Genomic DNA, 22,311 nt, shown 5'->3' with positions numbered 1-22,311 from the left:
TCTTACTCCTGCCCTGCGCCATATTGTTTGCCGACTGCGGCGGCCATTAATGCTTCCTGAGTGACGTTTTCCGCGGCAAACTCCCCGCTTATCCGCCCTTCGTGCATGACCAGAATCCGGTCACTCATCCCCATAACTTCCGGCATTTCCGATGAAATAAGGATGATACTCAGGCCTTCCTGTTTAAATTTGTTGATCAGCTGATAAATCTCTTTCTTCGCCCCGACATCCACACCGCGTGTCGGTTCATCGAGGATCAGGACTTTCGGCCGGGTCATCAGGCCGCGGGCGATCGCCACTTTCTGCTGATTACCGCCGGATAAAAATCCGATGATTTGATCCATACCCGGGGTTTTGATATTGAACAGCTGAATGAAATCACTGACGGTCAGATGCTCTTCTTTATGATTAAGGCGTCCGGTTTTGCTGCTGAAATACGGCAGCGCGGTCAGAGACATGTTCTCTTTTACTGACATCCCCAGTACCAGACCATCACGTTTGCGGTCTTCGGAGATATACACGATACCGTTATTCAGTCCGGCTTTCGGCGAGTTTATCTGACAGATTTTGCCGTCCATTTCGACAGTACCGCCGGTTTTTGCCATCGCACCGTAAATGATTTTCATCAGTTCAGTACGTCCCGCGCCCATCAGCCCGGAAACACCGAGAATTTCGTTTTCATGCAGCGTGAAACTGACATCATGCACATCGCGGCCGCACAGGTTTTTCACCACCAGCTTCTCTTTGCCGCGCGGCAGATTCAGACGCGGATACTGATCTTCCAGCTTGCGCCCGACCATCATTTCAATCAGGGTATCTTCTGTCAGGTCAGATACCGGTTTTTCACCGATAAACTGGCCGTCGCGGAATACCGTCACATCATCGCAAATCTCAAAAATCTCTTTCAGACGGTGAGATATATAGACAATCCCGCAGCCCTGCTCACGCAATTCGCGGATCACACTGAAAAGTGATTCGGTTTCGGTGTCGGTCAGTGCGTCCGTCGGTTCATCCATAATAATGACTTTCGACTCAAAGCTAAGCACCTTGGCGATTTCCACCATCTGCTGATCGCCGATAGACAGTTCCGCCACCAGCCGGTGACTGCTGTAAGAAAGATTCAGACGGGCCAGTAACTTATCCGCTTCGGCATACATCTTTTTCCAGTCGATATTGCCGAAACGGCCGGTAAATTCGCGGCCGAGGAAAATATTCTCTGCAATCGTCAGTTCCGGGATCAGGTTCAGTTCCTGATGGATAATCCCGATACCGGCTTCCTGAGACGATTTCGGCCCCGTAAACTGACGCTCCTGCCCCAGAAACAGAATCTGACCGGCATCTTTTTTATAGATCCCGGTCAGTACTTTCATCATGGTGGATTTACCGGCGCCGTTCTCTCCGACCAGCGCCATCACTCTGCCGGGATAAACCCGCAGGGCGGCACCGGATAAGGCTTTCACACCCGGGAAAGCTTTATCGATACCTTTGAGTTCAAGTAACGGTTCCATAGACACCTCAGAATGTCACGCCGGAGAACAGCATCACATTGGCAAACGGTGTGCACTCACCGGTCCGGATCACGGCACGGCTGTTTTGTGTCTGTAATTTGAAAGAAGCATGAGTAACATACTGAATCTGAATCACATTCCCCTGCTGTAATTCCAGTGCTTTCAGATGAGCCACAATCGCATCATGCAGGTCACTGTTATGTGTCTGGATATCTTCCGCCATCAGAGCGGCTTCCACCTGCATCTCCTGTGTGATGACTTTAAACACCGACATAAAATCAGGCACACCCTGTGTTAATGCCAGATCAATACGCGGTGTGGCGGGCGGGATCGGCAGCCCGGCATCAGCAACAGTAATATGGTCGGTATGACCCAGACGTGCGATAACTGCGGAAACATCACCGTTCAGTAAAGCCCCTTTCTTCATAAAATCCTCCTGAGCGAAACGTTTCGCTTTTAAACTATGGTAGAAAAAATACGGGAAAACTCAATATTCATTCCCGAAAAATGTGATGGTGATCGAAACGTTTCGCTTGTGAATATGTTAAATAAAAAATATAACTGATTGAATGAGTTATAGCTGAATGGATTCAATCATACCGGCAGAAAAATGCCGGTGATCCGGCAGCTTCCCCGCAGAAATCACCGGTTTTCCTCCCTGATATCCCGGATTTTTTATCACTCTGTTACACCACTGATAAGTTATGACATCGCAGAACATATCCCGGTGTTGTTATGTTGATTTCCCCTCTCATACCGGAGATCTTCTTATGATGAAAAAAACGGCATTTGCCGGCATACTTTTCTGTTTACTGACTTCTCAGGCGTTTGCTCACGGCTATATCACTGAACCGGCCTCACGGGCAGCAAATTGCCGTGACGGTAAAAATCCCGCTGCAATGTGTGGCTCCGCCCAATGGGAACCACAAAGTATTGAAACATTCTCCGGATTTCCGGACGGAAAATTCCCGCCGGACGGCCGGCTTGCCAGTGGTGGTATTGAGCGTTTTCTGCCACTCGATACCCCCGGTGATAACTGGCATCAGATAACGGTAAAACCGGGAACCGCCATATTCACCTGGAAAATAACAGCTGCCCACAAAACCCGTAACTGGCGTTACTACATCACCAGACCGGACTGGCAGCCGGGAGCCCCGCTGACCCGGGCATCATTTGAATCCGAACCATTCTGTAGTTATGACGGTAAAAATCAGGTTCCGCCGCAGACAGTGACACATCAGTGCACCATTCCGGAACGGAGCGGCTATCAGATTATTTACGGTGTATGGGAAATCGCGGATACCGCCAACAGTTTCTATCAGGTGATTGATGTCCGGTTTGACTGATGTTCTGTTTTACTGATTAACAGCATTGCCGGTATCCCCGGCAATTTTTTTATCACTATTTGCGCAAAAAGCAGAAGAAACGTGATTTTACGCAGTAAACGCGGTAGCTTTTTTAGTTTATAAACGCAGAAACTGCATCAGTAAATTCACGGGAGTCCCATGCAACGTTCTGAACGTATCGCCCGGCTGAGCCGACATCTGGAATCCGGGCTGTATGAACGACAGCACGCCATCCGGCTCTGCTTACTGGCAACCCTCAGCGGGGAAAGTGTTTTTCTGCTCGGCCCGCCGGGAATAGCCAAAAGTATGATTGCACGGCGGATGAAACTGGTTTTCAGTGACGCCCGTGCTTTTGAGTACCTGATGACCCGCTTCTCCACCCCGGAGGAGATCTTCGGCCCGCTCTCTATTCAGGCACTGAAAGATGAAGGGAAATATCAGCGCATCACGCAGGGATATCTGCCGGATGCGGAAATCGTGTTTCTCGACGAAATCTGGAAAGCCGGTCCCGCTATCCTTAATACCCTGCTGACCGCGATTAACGAACGCAAATACCGTAACGGCGACAGCGAAAGCGCTATCCCGATGCGGTTGCTGGTGGCCGCCTCCAACGAACTGCCGGATAACGACAGCAGCCTGGAAGCCCTCTATGACCGGATGCTGATCCGCTTATGGCTGGATAAACTACAGGAAAAACAGAGTTTCCGCGCCATGCTTACCGTCACACCCGGCGCATCAGATGAACAGATCCCCGCGCATCTTCAGGTAACCGATGAGGAATATCATCAGTGGCAGGAAGAAATTGACCGTGTTGTGCTGACCGATCAAATATTTGAACTGATTTATCAGCTGCGTCAGCAGATTGAACGGCTGGATAACGCGCCGTATATCTCAGACCGGCGCTGGAAAAAAGCACTGCGGCTGTTACAGGCCAGTGCGTTTTTCAACGACCACAGCAGTATCACGCCTCTTGATCTGATTTTGCTGAAAGATTGCCTGTGGCATGATTCCGCGTCACTGAAATCTGTTCCGCAGCTGCTGACACAACTGGTGTGTGAGCAGGCCTATCAGCAGCGCAGCCTGCTGCTGAAGCTGGAAAAGTACTATCAGGAATGGATACTGGAAACACAGACCCGGCAACAGCAGGATGCCTTCAGTGTTATCCGCAGCAGTGCCCGTTTCGGGCGCAAAGTCAGCTATGCGTTACCGGATACCCTGCAGCCCGGCCCGGTAACGCTGTTTTTACATAATCCCCTGACATTACATGATATGACCGTTACCCATGTGACTATTGAACGCAGTGCGTTTGATACCTTCTTTGATAAAGGCGTCTTTGATAAAGGAGGGAACATTGCGGCAAAACTCAATGGTATCGGGTTTACTCAGTCGGTTTCTGCCGCCGTGAATGATAACGGTCTGCTGGAACTGCGTGATGTCAGCCTGCGCAGCAGCACGCTGTTCCCTGCGGATACTGACAGCCGGATGACAGAAGCACAAACGCAAATCTGGCTGGATAAGCTTTTCGGAATCCGTCAGACCCTGGTACAGCAGCGTCAGCTGTTTGCACAGCATCAACCGGCGCTGTTTGTCAGTGATGACTGGATTGCGCAGATAGAGGAAAGTTTCCTGCCGGTGACAGAGCGTCTCGATAAACTGACTCAGCAGATGGGCAGCACTCCGTGTTAAGTCTTTCGGCACTGGATGTCGCGCTGGCCGTCAATGAAGGGGAACTGATTGAAGAGATCCTGCTGACACTGCTGGCCGCCCCGCAACTGGCCTGGTTTTTCGAAAAACACCCGCGTTTACGCCGGGCGGTGCTGACCGATTTGCCGTCGTGGCGCAAATCACTGGAAGAACGGGTCAGAGAAGCGCTGGTTCCGGCGGCACTGGCGGATGAATTCTGTCTTTACCAGAAAAGCACAGCCGCAGACCGGACAGAATTTTACCGTCAGCTGCCGGAAATACTCAAAGCGCTGGAGGACATAAACTCCCCGTTCTCTCCGGAAGCCCACCGCCTGCACAGAGATGAGCAGGAGACCACCTCCCATCAGATATTATTCAATCAGCGCTGGCGTATCAGCCTGATTTTACAGGTCACCGCTTACCACAAAGAGATTCTGGAGCAGGAAAAAGAACAGCTCCTCGCCGAGCTTCAGCAGCATCTGGCGCTGAGCGGCAATCTTGATCCGATCATCAGTGAAAATGAACAGGCTTCCGGCAAGTTATGGGATCTGACCAAAGGATCACTGAAATCCCCGAGACCGGCGGATGATCTCCTGCTGCGTTACAGCGAGTTCTTAAAAACCCAGCCGGAACTGGAAAAACTGGCCTCGCTGCTGGGGCGCAGCCAGACAGCAAAATCCGTTCCTCAGGACAGTGCGGTGACAGAACCGGTCATCATAACTGAGCTGGTGCCGGATCAGACCCCGGAAGAGGTCAGCGGGGTCGGGCTGAGTGATGATGTGCTGCGTCTTCTGCCCGCAGAGCTGGCATTACTCGGCATCAGCGGCCTGGAGCTGGAATTTTACCGGAAGCTGGCCGAGAAACAGCTGTATACCTACCGGTTACAGGGCGATCACTGGCAGGAACGGCAGGTGATGCGGCCGATCGTTCATCATAAAGATGAAAAACAGCCGCGCGGTCCTTTCATTATCTGTATCGATACTTCCGGTTCGATGGGCGGCTTTAATGAACGCTGCGCCAAAGCGTTTTGTCTTGCACTGGTCAAAATTGCCATGGCCGATAACCGGCAGTGTCATGTCATGCTCTTTTCCACCGAACAGGTACATTATGATTTTCTCGGTCAGGACGGCATCGAACAAATGACCCGCTTTCTGCTGCAGAGTTTTAAAGGCGGAACAGATCTGGCGTCCTGTCTGACAGAAACAGCAAAACGGCTGGAGACACCGCAGTGGCGTGATGCGGATGTGGTGGTGATATCTGATTTTATTGCCCAGCGGCTGCCGGATGAAGTGGTAAAGCAGGTTAAACGTTCACAGCAGCAGGGAAAACACCGCTTCCATGCGGTAGCCCTGTCCCATTACGGAAAGCCCGGTATCATGCGGATTTTTGATCACATCTGGCGTTTTGATACCGGCTTAAAAAATCGTCTGCTGCGCCGTTTCAGGCGGTGAGCCTCCGGGCTCACCGTACAGCAAAAGTATTACAGCATATCAGAGATGGTTTCACGTACTTCCGGTGCCCACACACTGCACTGCACCTGGCCGATATGGCTGCGCTGGAGCAGTAACATCACCAGACGTGACTGGCCGATCCCGCCGCCGATAGTCTGCGGCATTTCACCGGCTGCCAGCGATTTGTGCCAGTCCAGCTCCATCCGTACCTGCTGGCCGGTCAGCTCCAGCTGACGCGCCAGGGTGACCGGGTCGACGCGGATACCCATTGAGGATAACTCAAACGCATCCTGTAAAACCGGGTTCCATACGAGGATATCCCCGTTCAGGCCTTTGTAACCGTCACTGTTCTCAGTGGTCCAGTCATCATAATCCGGTGCACGGACATCATGGGACTCACCATGAGATAATTTACCGCCGATACCGATTAAGAATACGGCACCCAGTTCTTTCGCGATGGCACGTTCACGACCTTTGGCATCCAGGTCCGGATAACGCGCAAGCAGCTCTTCAGAGTGAATAAAATGAATTTGGTCCGGCAGGAACGGTGTCAGACCAAATTCCTTACTTACTGCAAGTTCTGTTTCTTTTATTGTCTGATATATTTTACTCACTGTCTGCTTCAGATAAGGCAGCGTACGCTCCTTATCTGCCATCACTTTTTCCCAGTCCCACTGATCAACATAGACAGAATGGATTGGGGTTAAGCGATCCTCATCAGGACGCAACGCTTTCATGTCGGTGTACAGACCCTGACCCGGCAGAAAATCAAAACGCCCTAAGGTTTTGCGTTTCCATTTAGCCAGTGAATGCACGACTTCAAAGGTTGAGCCCGGCAATGATTTAACTTTCACCTGAACCGCTTTCTCGCTGCCGGATAAATTATCCTGAGTACCATCACCCACGCGGCTTAAGATTGGCCCCTGGACTTCAATAAGGCCCAGTTGTTTTTCCAGCAGACGTGAGAAATATGACTTCACGAAGCTGATTTGCTGCTGCTGTCGGATGAATGATTTTTCCATGATAATAATCCTTGATATGCGGAACATGTATTGCCTGTGAAATAGATTAAGCAACAGAATGGGGTATAAATTCAATATCCTTTAGCAAAAATACCCTTTGCTATTTATAAAATTCATTTTTATGATGCTAAAAATGAATTTTCGTTAATTTAAGGGGCATAAAATGGCCGAAATTTATCAGATCGACAATCTGGACCGTGACATACTTCACGCTTTAATGGCGAATGCCCGCACACCTTACGCCGAACTGGCGAAAAAGTTTGCCGTCAGTCCCGGCACCATTCATGTCCGGGTCGAGAAAATGAAACAGGCAGGTATTATCACCGGTACCCGGGTGGATATCAGTGAAAAGCAGCTGGGATTTGATGTGACCTGCTTTATCGGCATCATCCTGAAAAGTGCCAAAGATTATCCCGCTGCCCTCAAAAAACTCGATAAGCTGGATGAAGTGGTGGAAGTCTATTACACCACCGGGCAATACAGCATTTTTATAAAGGTGATGTGCAAAACAATAGAATCTTTGCAGGACGTACTTATCAACAAGATACAGAGTATTGATGAGATACAGTCCACTGAAACCCTGATCTCCTTACAGAATCCGATCATACGGACGATCCGCCCGTAAAAAAAAAATTTCTTATAACCACATTATCCACAGGTAGATCCCAGCTGTTTCACAGCGTACAATAGCCGCTCTTTACAGCAGGGGATCACCATGACCACAGTTACTCTCATCACAGGCAGTACAATGGGCAGCGCAGAATATGTCGCTGAACATGTTGCTGAAATACTGGAAAACGCCGGTTTTACCACAGATGTGCAGCACGGGCCTGAAGCGGATGACGTGCCGCAGCAGAACAGTACCTGGTTAATAGTCACCTCCACACACGGTGCCGGTGATCTCCCTGAAAATATACAGTCGTTTGCCGATGCACTGCGTGAACAGCAGCCTGATCTCAGCACTGTCCGTTACGGTGCCATCGGAATCGGCAGCAGTGAATATGACACGTTCTGTGGTGCGGTCCGTACACTGGATACCCTTCTTGCCTCTTTAGGTGCGGAAAAAATCGGTCAGTCACTCGAAATTGATATCCAGAAACACGATATTCCTGAAGATCCGGCTGAGATCTGGATCGAAGAATGGAAAAATTTACTCTGATTTGCTGATAAAAACAGCGATCAACTGTGGATAACTCGGGGATCAACTTGCGATCAACCCGTAGTTATTCACTGTATAAGATCACTCTCCGCCAGGCCCTGTGAATAAGTACCCGTTTTGACCCCAGCTTATACTGAACAGGATCAACGGTACTGCACAGGAAATGATCCTTTACAGTTTTATGATCTTTATGGGGATTTATCACTTATCCACAGAGGATCGCGATCCTAATAAAAGATCTAATAAAGAGATCTTTAAATAAAAAGATCTTTATATAATTACCTGCGTCTTTACCGCTCATGGTCAGACGGCAAGAGTTGAGTTATATTCTCTCCCCCGATGCACTACTGCATTTTGTAATGAAGGTTTAACATGTTTTATCCGGATCATTTTGACGTCATTGTTATCGGCGGTGGCCACGCCGGTACTGAAGCTGCAATGGCAGCGGCACGTATGGGCCGTCAAACACTTTTACTGACTCACAATATCGACACTCTGGGTCAGATGTCCTGCAACCCTGCTATCGGTGGGATCGGTAAAGGGCATCTGGTTAAAGAGATCGATGCACTCGGCGGATTAATGGCACATGCCACTGACCGTGCGGGTATTCAGTTCAGAACCCTGAACGCCAGCAAAGGGCCGGCAGTCCATGCCACCCGTGCTCAGGCTGACCGTGTGCTTTACCGGCTGGCCGTTCGTACTGCGCTGGAAAACCAGCCTAACCTGATGATCTTCCAGCAGCCGGTTGAAGATCTTATCGTTGAAAACGATATTGTTACCGGTGCGGTAACCCGGATGGGACTGAAATTCAGAGCCAAATCGGTGGTACTGACTGTCGGGACATTCCTGGACGGCAAAATTCATATCGGACTGGAAAACTACAGCGGCGGCCGTGCCGGTGATCCGCCGTCAGTTTCACTCTCACACCGTCTGCGGGAACTGCCGCTGCGTGTCGGACGCCTGAAAACAGGAACACCACCGCGTATTGATGCACGGACTATCGATTTTGCCCGGCTGACACCGCAATTTGGTGACAACCCGATGCCGGTATTCTCCTTCATGGGCAGTGCGGATGAACATCCGGAACAGATGCCGTGCCACATCACCTACACCAATGAAAAAACCCATGAAGTGATCCGCAATAACCTTGATCGCAGCCCGATGTATGCCGGTGTGATCGAGGGGATCGGCCCGCGATACTGCCCGTCCATTGAGGATAAAGTAATGCGGTTTGCGGATCGTAACCAGCATCAGATCTTCCTGGAGCCGGAAGGGCTGACCAGCCATGAAATTTATCCGAACGGTATCTCCACCAGCTTACCGTTTGATGTGCAGATGCAGATTGTTCACTCGATGAAAGGCATGGAAAACGCACGGATTATGCGTCCGGGCTATGCTATCGAGTATGATTTCTTTGACCCGCGCGACCTGAAACAAACCCTGGAAAGCAAATATCTGCACGGCCTGTTCTTTGCCGGACAAATCAACGGCACCACCGGTTATGAGGAAGCTGCTGCCCAGGGGCTGCTGGCCGGTCTGAACGCCGCCCGCTATTCTGCTGATCAGGAAGGCTGGTTCCCGCGCCGTGATCAGGCTTATATCGGCGTGCTGGTGGACGACCTGTGCACACTCGGCACCAAAGAGCCGTACCGGATGTTTACCTCACGGGCGGAATACCGTCTGATGCTGCGTGAAGACAACGCAGATGCCCGTCTGACGGAAAAAGGCCGTGAACTCGGACTGGTGGATGACGCCCGCTGGGCGCACTTCAGCGAAAAAATGGAGCTGATCGAGAAAGAACGTCAGCGCCTGAGAGACATCCGCGTTCATCCGCAATCCGAAAGCGTGAAAGAGATCAACGCGATCCTGAATACCCCTCTTTCCAAAGAAGCGACCGGGGAGGATCTTCTCCGCCGTCCGGAAATGGACTATAACCGCCTGATGACCCTGAGTGATTTCGCGCCGGGCGTTGATTCACCGGCCGCAGCACAGCAGGTGGAAATCCAGGTGAAATACGAGGGGTATATCTCCCGCCAGCAGGACGAAATTCAGCGCCAGCTGCGTAATGAGAACGCCACACTGCCTGTTGATCTCGATTACAAACAGGTGAGCGGACTTTCCAACGAAGTGGTGGCTAAACTGAACGACCACAAACCGACATCGATCGGTCAGGCATCGCGGATCTCCGGTATCACACCGGCCGCCATTTCGATTCTGCTGGTCTGGCTGAAAAAGCAGGGCCTCCTGCGCCGGAGTGCATAACGGATGAGTGATTTACAGCAACAACTTACCGCATTGCTGCGCAGTACGGACATCCGGCTGACCGATCAGCAGAAACAGCAGCTGACCGGTTATGTGGAGATGCTTCACAAATGGAACAAGGCCTATAACCTGACCTCTGTCCGTCAGCCGGAGCAGATGCTGGTGCGTCATATCATGGACAGCATTGTGGTGGAGCCGCATCTGACCGGCAGCCGGTTTATTGATGTCGGAACCGGTCCCGGGCTTCCCGGCGTGCCGCTGGCGATTGTCCGGCCTGAGTCTCACTTTGTCCTGCTCGACAGCCTGGGCAAGCGTGTGCGCTTCCTGAAACAGGTTCAGCATGAACTGGGGCTGACAAATATCGAACCGGTTCAGAGCCGCGTGGAAGAGTATCAGGGCAAACCATTTGACGGGGTTATCAGTCGTGCGTTTGCATCACTGGACGATATGCTCAGCTGGTGTCATCACCTGCCGGCATCCGGAACCGGACGCTTTTTTGCACTGAAAGGCAGTGTGCCGGAAGAGGAACTGACCCGGTTACCGGCCGGTATTTCTCTCGTCAGTGTCGAAAAACTGGTCGTGCCGCAACTTGATGAACAGCGTCATCTGGTGATTCTTAAGCCAAACTGAGTTTGCTGTACGTCAAAAAACAGAAATATTTTTAAGGGGACGGAGTCAGCGCATTTTCTGCACCGTCCCTTTGTTTTTCCGGAGACGAAAATAAAATGCGTAACCGGGCCGTTACAAAGTAACAACGGCTGATTGGTTACTTTCCGGCAAGTTTATCTGCGAAAAATTTTATGCCGAATCGTTTTTACGGATAACGTATTATTTCAAAATTATTTATTTTATTTAAAATTAATCTGTAAATATCAGTTAAATATTTATTTTTTTGATTAACTGATTGATTGATATTGCTATTTTTACAGCTGCTAATCGCTATAAAATGTTAATTCAACTAATGTATTTTATGTTATGTGATTTTTGTCACGTTTCAGAAATGAGTTGCACGTCGTATTCCGAGGTAGGGTAGACTCTATTTTTTGTACGATTTGTGGCGGCGGCAAAGAAATTAAATTTTTATTCACTTTTTCGCTACTTATTGATTGAAAACAATCTGGCTGCCCGTATAATTTGCACGTTTTTGTCTCTTGACACTCTCGCTCAAAGGCAGTTTTATACATCATTCAGTAAGCCTGACCCCGGAAGGTGCACACGGAGAAACTAAATGTCATGTCTGTCTCCCTTTTCAACGGAAAATTGACCAAAAAACTGTTGTTTTTGCAGTTTATGACGTTTGTTGTTCTTAGTGCGCTTTTTTGCATAAAAAGTATCGAATGGGGGGCTTCCGCGCTTGCCGGGGGAGTTGCCGCATGGATACCGAATGCGATTTTTTTGCTGATCAGTAACCGGCAGAAAGCGCATGAGGAACCGCAGTCGTACCGGATTGCATGGTTTTTTGTGGTGGGGGAAGGGTTTAAAGTTATCTTCGCGATAGCGATACTGATGATTGCTTTAGGAGTGTTTAAAGCGGCAGTTGCACCACTGGTCTTGACCTATTTAGCGGTGCTTTTCGTGCAGATTATCGCACCGGCCGTGCTAAGCGGTTAGCGGTTTTAACAACAAAGGGTAAGAGGCATCATGTCTGCATCAGGAGAAAGTTTAACCACAAAAGAGTATATCGGTGGCCATCTGAATAACCTTCAGCTGGACCTGAATACTTTCGAGTTGGTCAATCCCCATGCGAACGCGACTCCATCTTTTTGGACGCTGAACATTGACTCCCTTTTCTTCTCAGTCGTATTAGGTATTTTCTTTTTATGGCTTTTCAGAAGGGTGGCAAAGAAAGCGACAAGTGGCGTTCCCGGGAAATTTCAGACTGCGGTAGAAATGCTTATCGGCTTCGTTGACAGCAACGTCCGTGATATGTATCACGGCAAGAGCAAGGTTATTGCACCTCTCGCATTAACTGTGTTCGTGTGGGTGCTGCTGATGAACGCACTGGACTTATTACCAATCGACTTCATTCCGTATATCGGTGAACACATCCTCGGTTTACCTGCGCTGCGTATCGTTCCGACCGCAGACGTAAGTATCACACTGTCGATGGCGATTGGTGTATTCGTTCTTATCCTCTTTTACAGCTTCAAGATGAAAGGCGTGAAAGGATTTGCAAAAGAGCTGACATTACAGCCTTTTAACCATCCGTTATTCATTCCTGTCAACCTGATTCTGGAAGGGGTAAGCCTGCTGTCAAAACCTGTTTCCCTCGGTCTGCGACTGTTTGGGAACATGTATGCAGGTGAGCTGATCTTCATTCTTATTGCAGGTCTGCTACCGTGGTGGTCACAATGGTTACTGAGCCTTCCGTGGGCGATTTTCCACATACTGATTATTACGTTACAAGCCTTTATTTTCATGGTTCTGACGATCGTCTATCTGTCGATGGCGTCTGAAGAGCATTAATTTTATTATCAATAACTGTGATTTAACTGAAACAAACTGGAGACTGTCATGGAAAACCTGAATATGGATCTGCTGTACATGGCTGCCGCTGTAATGATGGGCCTGGCGGCTATCGGTGCTGCGATCGGTATCGGCATCCTCGGTGGGAAATTTTTAGAAGGCGCTGCACGCCAGCCGGATTTAATCCCTCTGCTGCGTACTCAGTTCTTCATCGTAATGGGTCTGGTTGACGCCATCCCGATGATCGCTGTAGGTCTGGGCTTGTATGTAATGTTTGCGGTTGCGTAGTGATACGGCCACTCCCGGATATTTACATCAACTCAATTAGATAAAGAGGTATTGTGCTGTGAATCTTAACGCAACAATCCTCGGCCAGGCCATCGCGTTTGTCCTGTTTGTTTTGTTCTGTATGAAGTATGTATGGCCACCGATCATGGCGGCCATTGAAAAACGTCAGAAAGAAATTGCTGACGGTTTATCTTCCGCAGAACGTGCTAAAAAGGACCTGGACTTAGCGCAAGCCAATGCGACCGACCAAATGAAAAAAGCGAAAGCGGAAGCATCTGCCCTGATCGATCAAGCGAATAAACAACGCGCTCAGATCATCGATGAGGCAAAAGCAGAAGCGGAAGTTGAGCGTAGCAAAATCGTAGCACAGGCGCAGGCGGAAATTGACGCCGAACGCAAACGTGCTCGCGAAGAGTTACGTAAACAGGTCGCCATTTTAGCTGTCGCGGGTGCCGAGAAAATTATTGAACGTTCCGTGGATGAAGCTGCTAACAGCGACATCGTTGATAAACTTGTCGCTGAACTGTAAGGAGGATGGGGCATGTCAGAAATCGTTACTGTAGCTCGCCCCTACGCCAAAGCAGCTTTTGACTTTGCTGTGGAAAACCAGGCCGTTGAAAAATGGCAGAACATGCTGGCATTTACCGCTGAAGTGACTCGCAATGAGCAGATCGAAGATCTGATTTCCGGTTCTTTTGCTCCGGAAACCCTGGCTCAGGCGTTTATCACTGTTTGCGGTGAGCAGATTGACGAGCATGTGCAGAACCTGGTTCGTATCATGGCTGAGAATGGTCGCTTAGTGACCCTGCCGGAAGTTAGCCGTCAGTTCGCAACATTGCGGGCTGCGCTGGAGTCAACTGTTGAGGTTGAAGTCACTTCAGCCGGCGAACTCAATGAACAGCAGCTGGCGAAAATTTCTGCAGCGATGGAAAAACGTCTGTCACGCAAAGTTAAGCTGAATTGCAAAATTGATAAGTCAGTTATCGCGGGGTTTGTATTGCGCGCCGGTGACCTTGTCATCGACAACAGCATTCGCAATCGACTCGAGCGTCTAACCGACGTCTTGCAGTCTTAAGGGGACTGGAGCATATGCAACTGAATTCCACCGAAATCAGCGAACTGATCAAGCAGCGCATTGCTCAGTTCAATGTCGTGAGTGAAGCTCACAACGAAGGTACGATTGTTTCCGTCAACGACGGTATCATTCGTATCCACGGTTTAGCCGAAGTTATGCAGGGTGAGATGATCTCTCTGCCGGGCAACCGTTATGCTATCGCACTGAACCTGGAGCGCGACTCTGTTGGTGCGGTTGTGATGGGTCCTTATGCCGACCTGGCAGAAGGCATGAAAGTAAAATGTACCGGCCGTATTCTGGAAGTGCCGGTTGGCCGTGGCCTGTTAGGCCGTGTGGTCAACACCCTGGGTGAGCCTATCGATGGTAAAGGCCAGGTTGAGCACGATGGTTTCTCACCTGTCGAAGTTATCGCACCGGGTGTTATCGACCGTCAGTCCGTTGATCAGCCTGTACAGACCGGTTATAAGTCTGTCGATGCGATGATTCCAATCGGCCGTGGTCAGCGTGAGCTGGTCATCGGTGACCGTCAGACCGGTAAAACCGCACTGGCAATCGATGCAATCATCAACCAGCGCGATTCCGGCATCAAATGTATTTACGTCGCAATTGGTCAGAAAGCGTCCACTATTGCTAACGTTGTCCGTAAATTAGAAGAGCACAATGCGCTGGCCAACACGATTGTTGTGGTCGCGAGTGCGTCTGAATCTGCGGCACTGCAATATCTGGCTCCGTATTCCGGTTGTGCAATGGGTGAATACTTCCGTGACCGCGGTGAAGACGCGTTAATCATTTATGATGACCTGTCAAAACAAGCGGTTGCTTACCGTCAGATCTCCCTGCTGCTCCGTCGTCCGCCGGGACGTGAAGCATATCCCGGTGACGTTTTCTATCTGCACTCCCGTCTGCTGGAGCGTGCTGCGCGTGTTAACGCGGAATATGTGGAAGCGTTCACCAAGGGTGAAGTGAAAGGTAAAACCGGTTCTCTGACCGCGCTGCCAATCATTGAAACTCAGGCAGGGGACGTATCAGCGTTCGTTCCGACAAACGTTATCTCCATCACTGATGGTCAGATCTTCCTGGAATCTGCGCTGTTCAACGCCGGTATCCGTCCTGCGGTTAACCCGGGGATCTCCGTATCCCGTGTGGGTGGTGCAGCACAGACCAAGATCATGAAAAAACTGTCCGGTGGTATCCGTACCGCTCTGGCACAGTATCGTGAACTGGCGGCGTTCTCACAGTTCGCATCTGACCTTGATGATGCAACCCGTAAACAACTTGACCACGGTCAGAAAGTTACCGAGTTGCTGAAACAGAAACAGTATGCACCAATGTCAGTGGCACAACAGTCTCTGTCACTGTATGCAGCTGAGCGTGGTTACCTGGAAGATATCGAAATTTCGAAAGTCGTGCCGTTTGAAGCTGCTCTGATTGGCTATGCCACTCGTGAACATGCTGATCTTCTGAAAGAAATCGACCAGACGGGTAGCTATAACGATGATATCGAAGCGAAGTTGAAAAACGTGCTCGATACCTTCAAGGCGACTCAGTCCTGGTAATACTAAACGGCCTGTGTGAACAGTACAGGCCGTCTGGTTCATGAGGAGAGCAAATGGCCGGCGCAAAAGAGATACGTTCTAAGATCGCCAGCGTACAAAATACGCAGAAGATCACTAAAGCGATGGAAATGGTCGCGGCGTCCAAAATGCGTAAAACGCAGGACCGCATGGCGGCCAGCCGTCCTTATGCAGAGACCATCCGCAGTGTGATTGGTCACATTGCGTTAGGTAATCTGGAATATAAACATCCATACCTCGAAGAACGCGAGGTTAAGCGTGTCGGGTACCTGGTTGTTTCTACCGACCGTGGTTTGTGTGGTGGCTTGAACATTAACCTGTTCAAGAAGCTGATTGTCGAAATGAAAGATTGGTCTGACAAAGGTGTTCAGATTGATCTGGCACTTATCGGGTCCAAAGCAGCGTCATTCTTTGCCTCTGTGGGCGGTAATGTGGTTGCTCAGGTTAACGGCATGGGTGATGAACCTTCGCTGGCTGACCTTATCGGTTCGGTAAAAGTCATGCTTCAGGCCTACGACGAAGGTCGTCTTGACAAGCTGTACATTGTAACTAACCGGTTTGTGAATACCATGTCTCAGGTTCCGACCATTGTTCAGGTTCTGCCGTTACCGCCAAGCGATGACGAAAACCTGAAGAAGAAAACCTGGGATTATTTATACGAACCTGATCCTAAAGCGTTACTGGATTCCCTTTTACGGCGCTACATCGAAGCGCTGGTATACCAGGGCGTTGTGGAAAACCTGGCCAGTGAGCAGGCCGCGCGTATGGTTGCAATGAAAGCTGCAACTGATAACGGCGGTAACATGATCAAAGAGCTGAATTTAGTTTACAACAAAGCGCGTCAGGCAAGCATTACACAAGAACTCACCGAGATTGTGTCCGGTGCTGCCGCGGTTTAACACCCGGGTTTTACGAATTACGTAGAGGATTCAAGATGGCTACTGGAAAAATCATCCAGGTTATCGGCGCCGTTGTGGACGTCGAATTTCCTCAGGATGCAGTACCGAAAGTGTACGATGCGCTTGAGGTAAAAAATGGTAATGAAAAACTGGTGCTGGAAGTTCAGCAGCAGTTAGGCGGCGGGGTTGTCCGTTGTATCGCTATGGGTACATCTGACGGTCTGAGCCGTAATCTGGAAGTAACCGATTTAGGCCACCCGATCGAAGTCCCTGTCGGCGTGAAAACCTTAGGACGTATCATGAACGTTCTGGGTGATCCGATCGATATGAAAGGTGACATCGGCGCAGAAGAAAAATGGTCTATTCACCGTGCTGCACCAACATACGAAGAACTGTCTAACTCCCAGGAACTGCTGGAAACAGGTATCAAAGTAATGGACCTGATCTGCCCGTTCGCGAAGGGTGGTAAAGTCGGTCTGTTCGGTGGTGCGGGTGTGGGTAAAACCGTAAACATGATGGAACTGATCCGTAACATCGCGATCGAGCACTCCGGTTACTCTGTATTCGCAGGGGTGGGTGAGCGTACACGTGAAGGTAACGACTTCTATCATGAAATGACTGACTCCAACGTTCTGGACAAAGTATCACTCGTGTACGGCCAGATGAACGAGCCACCGGGAAACCGTCTGCGCGTTGCACTGACCGGTCTGACCATGGCGGAAAAATTCCGTGATGAAGGCCGTGACGTACTGCTGTTCGTTGATAACATCTACCGTTATACCCTGGCCGGTACTGAAGTATCCGCGCTGTTAGGCCGTATGCCTTCAGCGGTAGGTTACCAGCCGACACTGGCGGAAGAAATGGGTGTGCTTCAGGAACGTATCACATCGACCAAAACAGGCTCTATCACGTCTGTACAGGCCGTTTACGTCCCTGCGGATGACTTAACTGACCCATCTCCTGCAACCACGTTCGCCCACCTTGATGCGACCGTTGTTCTGAGCCGTCAGATTGCGTCTCTGGGTATTTACCCTGCGGTTGACCCGCTGGATTCCACCAGCCGTCAGCTTGACCCGCTCGTTGTTGGTCAGGAGCACTACGATGTTGCCCGTGGCGTACAGTCAATCCTCCAGCGTTATCAGGAACTGAAAGATATCATCGCAATCCTCGGGATGGATGAGCTGTCAGAAGAAGATAAACTGGTTGTTGCCCGTGCCCGTAAAATCCAGCGCTTCCTGTCTCAGCCGTTCTTCGTGGCAGAAGTCTTCACCGGTTCACCGGGTAAGTTCGTTTCCCTGAAAGACACAATCCGTGGCTTTAAAGGTATTCTGGAAGGTGATTACGACCATCTGCCGGAGCAGGCGTTCTACATGGTTGGTACCATCGAAGAAGCTGTGGAAAAAGCGAAGAAGATTTAATCCGGTTGACAGGAGGCTGATATGTCTGCAATGACGTTTCACCTGACGGTAGTAAGTGCCGAGAAACAACTGTTTAAGGGCTTAGTCCAGAAGATTCAGGTGACAGGCAGTGAAGGTGAGCTGGGTATTTACCCGATGCATACCCCGCTGCTGACTGCCATAAAACCGGGCATGGTACGGATTGTTAAGCAATTTGGTGAAGAAGAGCTGATCTACCTTTCAGGCGGAATGCTCGAAGTACAGCCAAACGGCGTTATCGTACTTGCGGACACGGCTATCCGTGCAAATGATCTGGATGCTGCACTGGCGATGGAATCAAAACGCCGCGCAGAAGAAAACATCCGGAAAGCACATGGTGACGTGGATTATGCTCAGGCATCAGCCGAACTGGCAAAAGCAATTGCAAAATTACGTGTAATTGACGAATTAGCCAAGAAGATGATGTAACCGAGGCAGTTAAAATATGAAAGCCAGTCAGTATCTGCTGACTGGCTTTTTTGCGTTGCGAAATATGTGGTATTTTCGTGTGTAAACAGGTTTACTTGGCACTCTAAAAGAGGAGCGATCAGATTTCTTATGTCTACGAATGCTAAAAGTGTGGTAATTCTCGCTGCGGGTAAAGGTACCCGGATGTACTCCGCGCTGCCGAAGGTGTTACATCACCTGGCAGGCAAACCGATGGTTCAGCATGTGATTGATACAGCCCTTTCGCTGGGCGCACAGAACGTGCATCTGGTTTACGGACACGGCGGTGATTTATTACAGAATACGCTGTCGGATCAGAATCTGAACTGGGTGTTACAGGCTGAACAGCTGGGAACCGGGCATGCGATGCAGCAGGCTGCACCTCACTTTGCCGATGACGAAGATATTCTGATGCTGTACGGCGATGTTCCGCTGATTGCGGCTGAAACCCTGGAGCGCCTGATGGCGGTCAAACCGGAAGGAGGGATTGGTCTGCTGACGGTGATCCTGGATAACCCGGCGGGTTACGGACGTATTATCCGCGAAAACGGTCAGGTGACCGGGATAATCGAACAGAAAGATGCCTCTGAAGAACAGCAGAAAATCAACGAAATCAACACCGGTATTCTGGTGGCCAACGGCGGTGATCTCAAACGCTGGTTAGCAAAACTGAATAACAATAATGCGCAGGGTGAATTTTATATCACCGATATTATTGCTATTGCGCATCAGGAAGGGCGTCGTATTGAGACTGCTCATCCGGAAAAACTGAGTGAAATGGAAGGGGTGAATAACCGCCTTCAGCTTGCGGCGCTGGAGCGTATTTATCAGCGTGAACAGGCGGATCGTCTGTTACTCGAAGGTGTCATGATCCTCGATCCGGCGCGTTTTGATCTGCGCGGCACCCTGACACACGGTAAAGATGTCATCATCGACGTGAATGTTATTATCGAAGGGGATGTGACCCTCGGGGATAATGTGGTGATTGGCGCCGGTTGTGTGCTGAAAGACTGTGTTATCGGTGACGGCTCTGTGCTCAGCCCGTATACCGTGGTTGAATCATCTGAAATGGCACGTGACTGTACTGTCGGGCCGTTTGCCCGTCTGCGTCCGGGCTCTGTGCTGGCGGATAAAGCCCATGTCGGCAACTTCGTGGAAATGAAGAAAGCGACACTCGGCACCGGCTCCAAAGCCGGGCACCTCAGCTATCTGGGGGATGCGGAAATCGGCAATGATGTGAATATCGGTGCCGGAACCATCACCTGTAATTATGATGGTGCGAACAAATTTAAAACGGTAATCGGCGATGATGTTTTTGTCGGCTCTGATACCCAGCTGGTGGCGCCTGTCACTATCGGGAAAGGTGCGACTGTCGGTGCCGGCACGACCGTAACCAAAGATGTGGGTGAGAATGAACTGGTGATAAGCCGGGTCAGACAAACCCAGATTGCCGGCTGGAAACGTCCGGTAAAAATGAAGAAGTAAATACAATAATAACCCCATATCTACACAGCCCGGGGACACGGCAACGCCGTAAAAACAATCAGGCAGGACATCGTTAAATCAGGAATTTACAACTATGTGTGGAATTGTTGGTGCAGTAGCACAACGTGATATCGCTGAAATTCTGTTAGAAGGGCTTCGTCGTCTGGAATACCGCGGATATGACTCTGCCGGTATGGCGGTTGTGGACAGCGAAGGACATCTGACACGTCTGCGTGAAGTCGGCAAAGTAAAAATGCTGGCGGAAGAAGCAGAAAAAACGCCGGTTTCCGGCGGCACCGGTATCGCGCACACACGCTGGGCAACGCATGGCGAACCGCTGGAACGTAACGCGCACCCGCATGTTTCCGGGACTATCGCCGTTGTTCATAACGGTATTATTGAAAACTACAGTGAATTACGGGAAATACTGAAAGGCCGCGGCTATCAGTTCACTTCCGATACGGACACTGAAGTTATCGCTCATCTGGTAAACCATGAGCTTTCTCAGGGCGGTACACTGCGTGAAGCTGTGCAGCGTGCTATTCCGCAGCTGCGCGGTGCTTACGGTACGGTGATTATGGATTCCCGCACACCGGAACTGCTGGTTGCTGCCCGTTCAGGCAGTCCGCTGGTGGTTGGTCTGGGTGTCGGTGAAAACTTCCTCGCCTCTGATCAACTGGCGCTGCTGCCGGTGACCCGCCGCTTTATCTACCTGGAAGAAGGGGATATCGTCGAAATCACCCGCCGTCATGTGCATATTTTTGACTGCAATGGTGATGCCGCAGAACGTGATGTGATTGAATCCAACGTTCAGTATGATGCCGGTGATAAAGGTATCTACCGCCATTATATGCAGAAAGAGATCTATGAGCAGCCGCTGGCCATTAAAAACACGATGGAAGGGCGTCTGCGCAATGAAACGGTTGAGTTCAGCGAACTGGGTGAAAAAGCCCGTGATGTGCTGTCCGGTATCGAGCATATCCAGATTGTTGCCTGTGGTACGTCATTCAACGCCGGGATGGTATCCCGTTACTGGTTTGAAGCACTGGCGGGTATTCCATGTGATGTCGAAATCGCTTCTGAATTCCGTTACCGTAAACCGGCCTGCCGCAAGAACAGCCTGCTGATCACGATTTCACAATCCGGTGAAACCGCAGATACCCTGGCTGCGCTGCGTCTGGGTAAAGAATTGGGTTATCTGACTTCCCTGGCTATCTGTAACGTTGCCGGTTCATCGCTGGTACGTGAATCTGATTTTGCTGTGATGACCAAAGCCGGAACCGAAATAGGTGTGGCTTCCACCAAGGCGTTTACCACTCAGCTGACTGTTCTGCTGATGCTGGTGGCTTACCTCGGTCGTCTGAAAGGCAAAGGTGAGGAACTGGAGCACAGCATTGTGACTGCGCTGCATGCTCTGCCGAGCCGCATCGAAAGCATGCTGTCCCAGGACAAAGTCATCGAGCAACTGGCGGAAGATTTCTCTGACAAGAGCCACGCACTGTTCCTCGGACGCGGCGATCAGTTCCCGATCGCCGTGGAAGGCGCGCTGAAACTTAAAGAGATTTCGTATATCCACGCAGAAGCCTATGCAGCCGGTGAATTAAAACACGGCCCGCTGGCTCTGATTGATGCGGATATGCCGGTTATTATTGTGGCACCGAACAACGAACTGCTGGAAAAACTGAAATCCAATATTGAAGAAGTCCGTGCCCGTGGTGGTCTGCTGTATGTCTTCGCGGATAAAGACGCCGGTTTCAGTGACAGCGAAAATATGAAAATTATTCCGCTGCCGTATGTGGAAGAGCTTATTGCCCCAATCTTCTACACCATCCCGTTACAACTGCTTTCCTATCACGTCGCCTTAATTAAAGGCACCGATGTGGATCAGCCGCGTAACCTGGCGAAATCAGTGACGGTGGAATAAACCGGAGTCTGATTTAGTTTCAGAGAATTAAAGATTCAGGCCCGGAGCGCATCGCTGTGATGCACTCCGGCTTTTTTTTACCCGGGTATTTCCATTGTTAAGAAAAACAACATCATTATTTGACCAATAATCATATTTGTAAACTAAATGTGATTAAGTTCACTTACTTATCAGTAATAAAATTTGAATTTACCCTGTTAATAATCAATTATATAGAAAGATAAAACAAAAAGTAAATTAAGATTCATTAACTAAAAATATCGCAAAATTCAAATTATGGAGTGAA

Annotated in this window: 21 protein-coding genes; 18 read left to right on the top strand and 3 right to left on the bottom strand. The window is 50.0% G+C overall.

Going from position 1 to position 22,311, the window contains the following annotated elements:
• Positions 1 to 2: 2 nt before the first annotated feature.
• Together rbsA and rbsD are read right to left on the bottom strand one after the other, a co-directional pair.
• Positions 3 to 1,508 carry a ribose ABC transporter ATP-binding protein RbsA gene (rbsA, locus tag JC793_RS00175; RefSeq protein ID WP_218427078.1) on the bottom strand — a complete coding sequence of 502 codons (1,506 nt, stop codon included), beginning with the start codon at positions 1,506 to 1,508 and terminating at the stop codon, positions 3 to 5.
• A 7-nt stretch (positions 1,509 to 1,515) separates the two neighbouring features.
• Positions 1,516 to 1,935, bottom strand: coding sequence for a D-ribose pyranase (gene rbsD, locus JC793_RS00170; protein WP_046892813.1), 420 nt, complete (start codon positions 1,933 to 1,935; stop codon positions 1,516 to 1,518).
• 343 nt (positions 1,936 to 2,278) lie between these two features.
• On the opposite strand from rbsD, the gene JC793_RS00165 reads away from it, so the two are divergent.
• The 3 genes from JC793_RS00165 to viaA all read left to right on the top strand — a co-directional run bounded on the left by JC793_RS00165 (position 2,279) and on the right by viaA (position 5,988).
• Positions 2,279 to 2,854 carry a lytic polysaccharide monooxygenase gene (locus JC793_RS00165; protein WP_166706756.1) on the top strand — a complete coding sequence of 192 codons (576 nt, stop codon included), beginning with the start codon at positions 2,279 to 2,281 and terminating at the stop codon, positions 2,852 to 2,854.
• Positions 2,855 to 3,013: 159 nt separating this feature from the next.
• Positions 3,014 to 4,540: an ATPase RavA gene (gene ravA, locus JC793_RS00160; protein WP_218427076.1), complete on the top strand. Its 1,527-nt coding sequence runs from the start codon at positions 3,014 to 3,016 to the stop codon at positions 4,538 to 4,540.
• The gene (gene viaA / locus JC793_RS00155) at positions 4,534 to 5,988 is read left to right on the top strand and encodes an ATPase RavA stimulator ViaA (RefSeq protein ID WP_218427074.1); all 1,455 of its coding nucleotides are present in this window, start codon (positions 4,534 to 4,536) and stop codon (positions 5,986 to 5,988) included. Before ravA ends, viaA begins: the two co-directional genes overlap by 7 nt.
• Positions 5,989 to 6,017: 29 nt before the next feature.
• Here viaA and asnA read toward each other — a convergent pair whose 3' ends face one another.
• Complete coding sequence (gene asnA / locus JC793_RS00150; protein ID WP_218427072.1) at positions 6,018 to 7,010, bottom strand: aspartate--ammonia ligase; 993 nt, start codon at positions 7,008 to 7,010, stop codon at positions 6,018 to 6,020.
• Between the two features lie 163 nt (positions 7,011 to 7,173).
• Here asnA and asnC point away from each other — a divergent pair, with 163 nt between their 5' ends.
• From asnC to glmS, 15 genes are all read left to right on the top strand, one after another.
• On the top strand, positions 7,174 to 7,635 hold the full coding sequence (gene asnC / locus JC793_RS00145; RefSeq protein WP_004240216.1) for a transcriptional regulator AsnC: 462 nt from the start codon (positions 7,174 to 7,176) through the stop codon (positions 7,633 to 7,635).
• A gap of 90 nt (positions 7,636 to 7,725) precedes the next feature.
• Complete coding sequence (mioC, locus tag JC793_RS00140) at positions 7,726 to 8,169, top strand: FMN-binding protein MioC (RefSeq protein WP_052927981.1); 444 nt, start codon at positions 7,726 to 7,728, stop codon at positions 8,167 to 8,169.
• Positions 8,170 to 8,541: 372 nt separating this feature from the next.
• Positions 8,542 to 10,431 (top strand): tRNA uridine-5-carboxymethylaminomethyl(34) synthesis enzyme MnmG, encoded by a 1,890-nt coding sequence (gene mnmG / locus JC793_RS00135; protein ID WP_218427070.1) that lies wholly within the window; start codon positions 8,542 to 8,544, stop codon positions 10,429 to 10,431.
• A 3-nt stretch (positions 10,432 to 10,434) separates the two neighbouring features.
• Positions 10,435 to 11,061 carry a 16S rRNA (guanine(527)-N(7))-methyltransferase RsmG gene (rsmG, locus tag JC793_RS00130; protein WP_218427068.1) on the top strand — a complete coding sequence of 209 codons (627 nt, stop codon included), beginning with the start codon at positions 10,435 to 10,437 and terminating at the stop codon, positions 11,059 to 11,061.
• A gap of 603 nt (positions 11,062 to 11,664) precedes the next feature.
• Entirely contained in the window at positions 11,665 to 12,042 is a 378-nt protein-coding gene (gene atpI, locus JC793_RS00125; protein WP_004236739.1) for a F0F1 ATP synthase subunit I, read from the top strand.
• A 30-nt stretch (positions 12,043 to 12,072) separates the two neighbouring features.
• Positions 12,073 to 12,897 carry a F0F1 ATP synthase subunit A gene (atpB, locus tag JC793_RS00120; RefSeq protein WP_004236738.1) on the top strand — a complete coding sequence of 275 codons (825 nt, stop codon included), beginning with the start codon at positions 12,073 to 12,075 and terminating at the stop codon, positions 12,895 to 12,897.
• A gap of 48 nt (positions 12,898 to 12,945) precedes the next feature.
• Positions 12,946 to 13,185, top strand: coding sequence for a F0F1 ATP synthase subunit C (atpE, locus tag JC793_RS00115; protein ID WP_000429386.1), 240 nt, complete (start codon positions 12,946 to 12,948; stop codon positions 13,183 to 13,185).
• A 58-nt stretch (positions 13,186 to 13,243) separates the two neighbouring features.
• Complete coding sequence (atpF, locus tag JC793_RS00110) at positions 13,244 to 13,714, top strand: F0F1 ATP synthase subunit B (protein WP_024473723.1); 471 nt, start codon at positions 13,244 to 13,246, stop codon at positions 13,712 to 13,714.
• Positions 13,715 to 13,726: 12 nt separating this feature from the next.
• Positions 13,727 to 14,260: a F0F1 ATP synthase subunit delta gene (atpH, locus tag JC793_RS00105; RefSeq protein WP_025153703.1), complete on the top strand. Its 534-nt coding sequence runs from the start codon at positions 13,727 to 13,729 to the stop codon at positions 14,258 to 14,260.
• A 14-nt stretch (positions 14,261 to 14,274) separates the two neighbouring features.
• Entirely contained in the window at positions 14,275 to 15,816 is a 1,542-nt protein-coding gene (gene atpA, locus JC793_RS00100) for a F0F1 ATP synthase subunit alpha (protein WP_025153702.1), read from the top strand.
• A gap of 53 nt (positions 15,817 to 15,869) precedes the next feature.
• A complete protein-coding gene (gene atpG / locus JC793_RS00095; RefSeq protein ID WP_046892821.1) occupies positions 15,870 to 16,733 on the top strand; it encodes a F0F1 ATP synthase subunit gamma in 864 nt (287 codons plus the stop codon).
• A 35-nt stretch (positions 16,734 to 16,768) separates the two neighbouring features.
• The gene (gene atpD / locus JC793_RS00090; RefSeq protein ID WP_024473722.1) at positions 16,769 to 18,151 is read left to right on the top strand and encodes a F0F1 ATP synthase subunit beta; all 1,383 of its coding nucleotides are present in this window, start codon (positions 16,769 to 16,771) and stop codon (positions 18,149 to 18,151) included.
• 21 nt (positions 18,152 to 18,172) lie between these two features.
• The gene (locus JC793_RS00085) at positions 18,173 to 18,598 is read left to right on the top strand and encodes a F0F1 ATP synthase subunit epsilon (RefSeq protein ID WP_004236731.1); all 426 of its coding nucleotides are present in this window, start codon (positions 18,173 to 18,175) and stop codon (positions 18,596 to 18,598) included.
• Positions 18,599 to 18,727: 129 nt separating this feature from the next.
• The gene (gene glmU, locus JC793_RS00080; RefSeq protein WP_218427066.1) at positions 18,728 to 20,101 is read left to right on the top strand and encodes a bifunctional UDP-N-acetylglucosamine diphosphorylase/glucosamine-1-phosphate N-acetyltransferase GlmU; all 1,374 of its coding nucleotides are present in this window, start codon (positions 18,728 to 18,730) and stop codon (positions 20,099 to 20,101) included.
• Between the two features lie 94 nt (positions 20,102 to 20,195).
• Positions 20,196 to 22,025 (top strand): glutamine--fructose-6-phosphate transaminase (isomerizing), encoded by a 1,830-nt coding sequence (gene glmS, locus JC793_RS00075; protein ID WP_107679593.1) that lies wholly within the window; start codon positions 20,196 to 20,198, stop codon positions 22,023 to 22,025.
• Positions 22,026 to 22,311 lie beyond the last annotated feature (286 nt).

The sequence above is a fragment of the Morganella morganii genome (assembly GCF_019242955.1).
In the GTDB taxonomy this organism is placed as follows: Bacteria; Pseudomonadota; Gammaproteobacteria; order Enterobacterales; family Enterobacteriaceae; genus Morganella; species Morganella sibonii.
This window is presented reverse-complemented; position numbering and strand designations above follow the sequence as displayed.